Below are 7583 nucleotides of genomic sequence, written 5' to 3'. Positions count from 1 at the left end.
CACTGCGTCTTGCTCGACAATCCAAAGACAATTGAGAGGCTAGGACTTTTGTCCCAGCCTCCTCTTATTATTTATTGGAAATAGCACAGAGCTAACTTGCTTGTACTTTTTGGTAATTTTGATAAAATTCCACCTTAATCTTAATAAAAGTCTCCAAGTCTCGTAAAAGTTGTAGGAGCGTGGCACGGGTTTCAAATTCTTGCCGGGTCTTAGGGAGCGGGCGTTCGCGAAAAACAGCCAAGCAGGTTTCGATTTCTTCAACCAGCTCGTGAGCAGGATTTTCTTGACTGAGCTGTTGGGCTGTCTTGGAGAAAAGACGGGCCAAAATCAAACTCTCACTGGCTGCCAGCTGGCAGTTGTTGATGTTACCGGCCATGTCTTCCAGGATGCGGTTTTGCGCCTGCCGCATTTCAAAATAATGAATATGGTAGTTGGTCTGATGAAAGAGGTGGTTGGAGTGATCCAGATAGACCAGCTGTAAGGCCTGTTGCAGAATGGTGTCCAGCTCCTTGATTAGAGCTGCATCATTTCGACCGTCTCCAGCTTTTAAGAAATATTCAAAGCGCAGAAGAATCTTTTTCAGCTGTTCTTCTACTTGTTCATGGTAGCTGTCAATCTCTTGCTGGCGCGAGGGCATATAGAGATTGGCAAGGAGTGCAAAGCCAGTTCCAATAAGAAATAGAGCTAGCTCATTTCCAAGCAGAGACCAGGAGGTGGTTTTTTCTAAGAGCAGGTGGGTGACTAGAACAGTGCTGGGAGTGATGCCGATTTCCCAGCCTAGACGAAAGGCCAGAGGCACATAGACTGCGATATAGAGGGCTAATGCTCCGAGGTTGAAGCCCAGAAAGTGAAAGGCCAGGCTTCCGATAGCCAGAGCCAGCAGGGTGGACAAAAAGCGGTTTCCAGCCAGCTTTGCTGTACTGCGGCGGGTGTCGGAAACGCTGAGGATGGCAATGATACCGGCTGAAGTCGAGTAGGCCAAGCCTAAAAAATCAGCCAGCCAAGCAGCGAGGCAGGTAGCCAATGTCAATTTGATGGTGCGTTGGAGGAGAGACATGAGTAAGAGTTTCCTTTTTTAGACTTCTTTCTATTATAGCATGACTGGTGGTGAAAGTTGGAGTTGGCTGATTGCGTTTTATCAGAGCAGAAATCTGTCTCGCCCGAATAAATCCGGCCGCCATTTTTTGCGCCTTTGTGTTATACTAGACCTATGGAAAAAAATGATATTGTCTACGGTGTGCATGCGGTGACAGAGGCTCTCGCAGCTAACACTGGAAATAAACTCTATATTCAGGATGACCTTCGTGGTAAAAAGGTCGATAAAATTAAGGATTTAGCAGCGGAAAAAAAGGTCTCCATCTCTTGGACACCTAAGAAGACCTTGCAGGAAATGACTGATGGAGCTGTTCACCAGGGCTTTGTTCTGCGGGTGGCGGAGTTCGCCTATACTGACTTCGAGGTACTTTTGAAAAAAGCAGAGCAGGAAGACAATCCTCTCTTGCTGATTTTGGACGGGCTGACTGACCCGCACAATCTAGGCTCTATCTTGCGGACGGCTGATGCGACCAATGTGGCAGGAGTCATCATTCCCAAGCATCGAGCGGTTGGAGTGACACCAGTCGTAGCCAAGACTTCAACGGGTGCCATTGAGCATATTCCCATTTCCCGCGTGACCAATCTCAGCCAGACACTGGACAAGCTCAAGGAAGCTGGTTTCTGGATTTTCGGTACGGATATGCAGGGGACGCCTTCTCATAAGTGGAATACAGCAGGCAAGCTGGCCCTCATTATCGGCAACGAAGGTAAGGGGATCTCAAGCAATATTAAAAAGCAGGTGGACGAGATGATTTCCATCCCTATGAATGGGCATGTCCAGAGCCTCAATGCCAGTGTCGCAGCGGCTGTTCTCATGTATGAAGTTTTTCGTAATCGCCTATGAAAAGAAAAATCTTACTGGTGGACGGCTACAATATGACGGCCTTTTGGCGGGAGACTCGTCCTTACTTTAACCGCGGAGAGCTAGATGTCGCGCGAACCATTCTGCTCCAGAAGCTCAGCAATTATGCCAGCTTTGAAGGACTGGAAGTTATCTGCGTCTTTGATGCCCAGTATATGCCGGGAGTTCGGCAGACCTACGAGGAGTTTAATGTAACGGTCGTTTTCACCGAGGAGGAGAAAACGGCGGATGACTATATCGAGCGCTTGGCAGCTGAGCTCAATACACCCAAAAATCAGGTGTCGGTTGCGACCAGTGATCTCAATGAGCAGTGGACTGTCTTTGCCCAAGGGGCTTTGAGAGTTTCCGCTAGAGAGCTAGAGAAGCGAGTGGATGTTACCAAATCAGACCTCAATCAGCTGAGCGGACAAATCAACCTGCAAAGACCGCCCTTGCGACCGATGGACAGCCAATCTTTGCGCGATTTACAAAAAATGATGGAGAAAAAAGATGACCTTTAAAATTTTAACCGATTCAACGGCAGATTTGTTGGAAAGCTGGGCTCAAGAAAATAATGTGCAGGTTTTGGGCTTAACCATTCAACTGGACGGGCAGACCTACGAGACTGTCGGACCAGATAAGCTGACCAGTGACCAGCTTTTAGCTAAGATGGAGACCGGCAGTAAGCCAACGACCAGTCAGATTAATGTTGGTCAGTTTGAGGATGTTTTTCGTAGCTATGCCAAGGAAGAGACGCCGGTTCTCTATGTTGCCTTTGCTTCAGCTCTATCTGGCACCTATCAGAGTGCAGTTATGGCACGGGAGATGGTTCTAGAGGACTACCCGAATGCGGTCATTCGGATTATTGATACCAAGGCGGCTTCTATGGGAGAGGGACTCTTGGTCATGAAGGCTGCGGAAGCTAGAGCGGCAGGCCAGACCTTGGAGCAGACAGCAGACTTGATTGAGAGTCTGGTACCTAAGATTAAGACATATTTTCTGGTTGATGACCTCAATCACCTCATGCGGGGCGGTCGGATTTCCAAAACTGCTGCGCTTATGGGGAGCTTGGTCAATATCAAGCCGATTATCGCTGTCAAGGGAGATGGGACTCTGGACTCGGTCGCTAAGGTTCGCGGCAAGAAGAAGGCGCAGGCCGAAGTAGTTCGCATGACGCTGGAAGATATTGCTAATCCGCGGGTAGTGATCGCTTATGCAGGCGAAAAAGAAGTCGCTGAAAATGTCAAGGAGCAGATTTTGGCTTCTGAGGAGGTCACAGAAGTCCTTATCCTGCCTCTTGGTCCGGTTATTTCGACGCATACTGGCCCAGGTACTCTAGGACTCTTTAGCATTGGCAGTGAACTTTCAGACTAAATAGAAATGAAATCGTTATTTTATAAATAATTGCATCAAATATATTGACTTTTGGTTAGAAAATTTGGTATGATAGTAGGCGGTATTGTTTACCCCATTTGTAAGGCCCCGGAACCTTTCAAATAACCCGCGGACCGGAACATCCGCCCTGTAAACAAAAACGATATTCATATAGGAGAAATCATGAACAAAACAACATACATGGCTAAGCCAGGTGAAGTTGAACGCAAATGGTATGTAGTAGACGCTACTGATGTACCTCTTGGGCGCCTTTCTGCAGTTGTAGCAAGCGTACTTCGCGGAAAAAACAAACCAACCTTTACACCTCACACTGATACAGGTGACTTCGTAATCGTTATCAACGCTGAAAAAGTAAAACTGACTGGTAAAAAAGCAACTGATAAGATCTACTACACTCACTCTATGTACCCAGGTGGATTGAAACAAATCTCAGCAGGTGAGCTTCGCTCTAAGAACGCTGTTCGTTTGATTGAAAAATCTGTTAAAGGTATGCTTCCGCACAATACTCTTGGCCGTGCTCAAGGTATGAAGTTGAAAGTATTTGTAGGCGCTGAGCACACTCACGCTGCACAACAACCAGAAGTTCTTGATATTTCAGGACTTATCTAAGGAAAGGAACAATAAAGTATGTCACAAGCACAATATGCAGGTACTGGACGTCGTAAAAACGCTGTTGCACGCGTTCGCCTTGTTCCAGGAACTGGTAAAATCACTGTAAACAAAAAAGATGTTGAAGAGTACATCCCACACGCTGACCTTCGTTTGGTTATCAACCAACCATTCGCAGTTACTTCAACTGTTGGTCAGTACGACGTTTTCGTAAACGTTGATGGTGGTGGCTACGCTGGTCAATCAGGCGCTATCCGTCACGGTATCGCTCGTGCCCTTCTTCAAGTAGACCCAGACTTCCGCGATTCATTGAAACGCGCAGGCCTTCTTACTCGTGATGCTCGTATGGTAGAACGTAAGAAACCAGGTCTTAAGAAAGCTCGTAAAGCTAGCCAGTTCTCTAAACGTTAATCAACACGATTATATCAAGGTTTCAAAGCACTCAAAAGTTTACCTTATGGGTGCTTTTTTCGTATTTTTTGGAAGAGTTCACCTCAAAATCCACCTTAATTTACCTTAATCTTGAATATTATTTTGTTAATAGTCTTTTGTGTTATTTTGTGTTATAATGTAAAAACGATATGAAAAACGGTGGTGTAAAATAAGTTGTGTAAACACAAAAAGGAATAAATTCGTTATAGTAGAGTTGCGAAACATTACTAAAAAGAGACTTATTCCTATGACACAGTTTACCACAGAATTGTTAAGTTCCTAACCCAAAAGCAAGATATTGATGAATTTTTCCAATCTTCTCTTGAAACAGCTATGAACAACCTGCTTCAAACAGAGTTATCAGCCCTAATTTGCGGGCTTACCTTAGGGATTGCCACACCTTGGGCGGTTTGCATGATGCAAAATTGGAAAACCAAACACACGGTAGTGGATGGTCAACGTCTATACTTTGACGGGACTGGAGCACAACTGTTCGGTAACTAGATTAAGTGGTTTCTTCTAACCATCATCACGTTTGGAATCTATGGCTTCTGGTTAACTATCAAAATGGAGCAATGGATTGTGAAACATACTCATCACGCTTAATCATGAAACTGCATCTTCTTTTATAGGAGATGCAGTCTTTTGTTCTTAGAATAAGGAAACTGAAATTTTGTCTGTTCTCTATCTTGGAAAGGATATAAAAATCTTTTAAACCGATGGATTTCCTCAGGGAAAAACCATGAAATTTTTGATATAATATGGAGGATAGACTGATAGATACTTTTTTATTTGTCTAGTAAAAAGGGATATTTTTCAAAAGACTTACAGGTGAGAACTAAGAAAATTTAAATACATATGTAATATTTGACAGAAAATCACTCTGCCCTAATCAATGGATAAACAGAAATAAATCAAATAAAAGGAGAAACAGATGACTGGAAACTATTCAACTCGTGAATACCGTGAGAAATTATATGATGATCTTCATGTTCGATTAAGAGATACAGTGATTTTGATGTGTGCGATTTTTATTGCCTCTATAGGTTTAAATATGAATTCAACTGCTGTCATTATTGGAGCCATGCTGATTTCCCCTCTTATGACATCGATTGTTGGACTCGGATTTGGTTTAGCTATTTTTGATACGCGTTTAATCAAGCAATCTCTAGAGGTTTTATTTACTCAAGTATTGGTCAGTTTACTTGTCTCGACTCTGTATTTCTGGATTTCTCCTTTATCTTATGCAAGTAGCGAGTTGATCGCACGAACCTCTCCAACCATTTGGGATGTCCTCATTGCCATTGCTGGTGGAATTGCTGGTGTGATCGGTTCAAGGAAAAAAGAAGCAAACAATATTGTGCCAGGAGTAGCCATTGCTACAGCTCTTATGCCGCCGATTTGTACAGCAGGTTATGGTTTGGCTAATGGGAACTTCCGCTTTTTATTTGGAGCTTTCTACCTCTTTTTAATCAATTGTGTTTTTATTATGCTTGCCAATATTATTGGGACAAGAATTTTGATGAGAAAATCTCCCTTATCTTCATTTAAAGAATTGAACATAAAAATGAGAGTGGTTTTACTTTCTTTGATAGCAATATTGGTTCTTCCAGCCAGCTATTCGGCAGTTACTCTGACGATAGAACAAGCGCGAAAAGAAGGGATCAAACAGTTTGTAGCAAAAGAGTTCGCCAATTATACGGTCATTAATCAAGTCTACAAGTCAAGGAACAATGAATTGGTCTTGACAGTTGTTGGAGATCTGATTTCAGAAGAAGAATTAGAAACGATCCACCAAAAACAAGCCTCTTACGGTATTCAATCTGTTCAATTGAAAGTCAATCAAGTCCATAATTCGACAAAATTAGATAGTGAGACGACCAAGGAATTTTATGAAATCATTAACAAGTATATCGATCAAAAACTCTCTGAAAAAGATTCACAAAAAGATCTCGTAAAAGAAAATGAAGCAGACAAGGATTGAGGGCGATGAACAGAATAGGTTTAGAGTTGTTGTCTGAAGAAAATAGTCTAGATGTCTATTCTTTTGAAAAAGAAAATCGGGAGTATTTTGAGCGAAATTTACCTCCCAGACCAGCTAACTATTTTGATTCAGAAGGTTTTAAAGAAATTACAAGGGAATTGTTAACGGAACAAGAAAATCATGACGCCTACATGCATCTTATTAGAGATTCGCAAGGCATGATGGTCGGAAGAATCAATTTAAGTGTTTTAGAAAGCGATAGAAAAACAGCAGAACTTGGATATAGGATTGGAGAAAATGTTACTAATTTAGGCTATGCAAGCGAAGGGGTTAAACTTGTTTTAGACAAAGCCTTCACGATTTATGGTTTAAATAGAATCATTGCAGGAACGGCAATGGATAATCTGGCCTCTAAGAGAGTGCTTTTAAAAAATGGTTTCACCTTTAGTAGGATCATAGAAAATGACTTACAAATGAATAATGAGTGGATTCATACAGAAATATTTGAGATAACGAATCTATAACATCAACATTTTCAGTTTAGTGACAGGGTCAATGGACTCATTAATCTTTGCGGACATTCAAGAATTTTCACCAACTGTTTGATTAGCGAATCAGCTGTAATTACATATACTTTTGTTACCTGTTTATCACTATGAGTTAAGGCTTCAGAAACAGGCTGTAGTGAAACTCCAGCTTGTTTGGCTAACATGGCTCCTGTTTATAAAAGGATTTTAGAAAAAGTCTCAATTTGACATTCATGATATGCTTTTATTCTCTCCTGAAAAGTCAATGCCTTAGCAATATAGAAAAACACCCTCATCCCTAGTTCTGCTAAAAGCATAGGATAAGAGTGTTTTTTATAAGAACGACAGACGATGATTATTCTCCGTCTTTTTTGATAATGTTTTTAACGCCTGCGATAGCACCTTCAACAGCGCCTTTTGCGTCTTCAGCAACTTCTTTCGCTTTTGAAGCTACTTTTTCAGCAGTTCCTTCTGCTTGAGTTTTTGTGTCGCCAGTAAGTTTACCGAAACCTTCTTTGATAGAACCTTTAGCTTGGTTGAATTTTTCTTCGATTGACATGGAAATTTCCTCCCTTTATTAAGTGTATTATCTAAGTTGGATGCGGTTTGATACTCATTCAAGCGAGATAATAGATATAAGGCATTCTATGTAAAAAGTCAAGAATAATTTTTTAAAATATCAATTATTTTTTACAGATAT

At 41.9% G+C, this 7583-nt stretch carries 9 protein-coding genes and 2 pseudogenes; 9 read left to right on the top strand and 2 right to left on the bottom strand.

Annotated elements, in window-relative coordinates; genetic code table 11:
- Positions 1-91 precede the first annotated feature (91 nt).
- On the bottom strand, positions 92-1057 hold the full coding sequence (locus SSIN_RS02680) for an aromatic acid exporter family protein (protein ID WP_037615427.1): 966 nt from the start codon (positions 1055-1057) through the stop codon (positions 92-94).
- 153 nt (positions 1058-1210) lie between these two features.
- On the opposite strand from SSIN_RS02680, the gene rlmB reads away from it, so the two are divergent.
- The 9 genes and pseudogenes from rlmB (at position 1211) to SSIN_RS02640 (ending at position 6880) form a co-directional block, all read left to right on the top strand.
- Positions 1211-1939 (top strand): 23S rRNA (guanosine(2251)-2'-O)-methyltransferase RlmB, encoded by a 729-nt coding sequence (rlmB, locus tag SSIN_RS02675; protein WP_037615424.1) that lies wholly within the window; start codon positions 1211-1213, stop codon positions 1937-1939.
- Entirely contained in the window at positions 1936-2457 is a 522-nt protein-coding gene (locus SSIN_RS02670) for an NYN domain-containing protein (protein ID WP_037615421.1), read from the top strand. Before rlmB ends, SSIN_RS02670 begins: the two co-directional genes overlap by 4 nt.
- A complete protein-coding gene (locus SSIN_RS02665) occupies positions 2447-3310 on the top strand; it encodes a DegV family protein (RefSeq protein ID WP_037615418.1) in 864 nt (287 codons plus the stop codon). Before SSIN_RS02670 ends, SSIN_RS02665 begins: the two co-directional genes overlap by 11 nt.
- Positions 3311-3493: 183 nt before the next feature.
- A complete protein-coding gene (gene rplM, locus SSIN_RS02660; RefSeq protein WP_002893769.1) occupies positions 3494-3940 on the top strand; it encodes a 50S ribosomal protein L13 in 447 nt (148 codons plus the stop codon).
- An 18-nt stretch (positions 3941-3958) separates the two neighbouring features.
- Positions 3959-4351 (top strand): 30S ribosomal protein S9, encoded by a 393-nt coding sequence (gene rpsI, locus SSIN_RS02655; protein ID WP_002902303.1) that lies wholly within the window; start codon positions 3959-3961, stop codon positions 4349-4351.
- Between the two features lie 268 nt (positions 4352-4619).
- Positions 4620-4744 (top strand): annotated as a pseudogene (locus tag SSIN_RS10790) (IS256 family transposase); the annotation flags it as partial.
- Positions 4742-4978: pseudogene (locus SSIN_RS10885) on the top strand (DUF898 family protein). The pseudogenes SSIN_RS10790 and SSIN_RS10885, both read left to right, overlap by 3 nt.
- A 328-nt stretch (positions 4979-5306) precedes the next feature.
- Positions 5307-6356, top strand: a complete 1050-nt coding sequence (locus SSIN_RS02645) for a DUF389 domain-containing protein (protein WP_037615416.1) — start codon at positions 5307-5309, stop codon at positions 6354-6356.
- Positions 6357-6361: 5 nt separating this feature from the next.
- Positions 6362-6880: a GNAT family N-acetyltransferase gene (locus SSIN_RS02640; protein WP_037615430.1), complete on the top strand. Its 519-nt coding sequence runs from the start codon at positions 6362-6364 to the stop codon at positions 6878-6880.
- A gap of 358 nt (positions 6881-7238) precedes the next feature.
- Here SSIN_RS02640 and SSIN_RS02635 read toward each other — a convergent pair whose 3' ends face one another.
- Positions 7239-7442, bottom strand: a complete 204-nt coding sequence (locus SSIN_RS02635) for a CsbD family protein (protein ID WP_037615413.1) — start codon at positions 7440-7442, stop codon at positions 7239-7241.
- Between the last annotated feature and the right edge of the window lie 141 nt (positions 7443-7583).

Origin of the sequence: Streptococcus sinensis, from assembly GCF_000767835.1 — a bacterium.
GTDB lineage: Bacteria > Bacillota > Bacilli > Lactobacillales > Streptococcaceae > Streptococcus > Streptococcus sinensis.
This window is presented reverse-complemented; position numbering and strand designations above follow the sequence as displayed.

Coding starts and splice junctions, on each gene's coding strand:
- SSIN_RS02665 (WP_037615418.1), top strand. CDS start 2,447: ATGACCTTTAAAATTTTAACCGATTCAACGGCAGATTTGTTGGAAAGC.
- SSIN_RS02680 (WP_037615427.1), bottom strand. CDS start 1,057: ATGTCTCTCCTCCAACGCACCATCAAATTGACATTGGCTACCTGCCTC.
- SSIN_RS02640 (WP_037615430.1), top strand. CDS start 6,362: ATGAACAGAATAGGTTTAGAGTTGTTGTCTGAAGAAAATAGTCTAGAT.
- rpsI (WP_002902303.1), top strand. CDS start 3,959: ATGTCACAAGCACAATATGCAGGTACTGGACGTCGTAAAAACGCTGTT.
- rlmB (WP_037615424.1), top strand. CDS start 1,211: ATGGAAAAAAATGATATTGTCTACGGTGTGCATGCGGTGACAGAGGCT.
- SSIN_RS02645 (WP_037615416.1), top strand. CDS start 5,307: ATGACTGGAAACTATTCAACTCGTGAATACCGTGAGAAATTATATGAT.
- rplM (WP_002893769.1), top strand. CDS start 3,494: ATGAACAAAACAACATACATGGCTAAGCCAGGTGAAGTTGAACGCAAA.
- SSIN_RS02670 (WP_037615421.1), top strand. CDS start 1,936: ATGAAAAGAAAAATCTTACTGGTGGACGGCTACAATATGACGGCCTTT.
- SSIN_RS02635 (WP_037615413.1), bottom strand. CDS start 7,442: ATGTCAATCGAAGAAAAATTCAACCAAGCTAAAGGTTCTATCAAAGAA.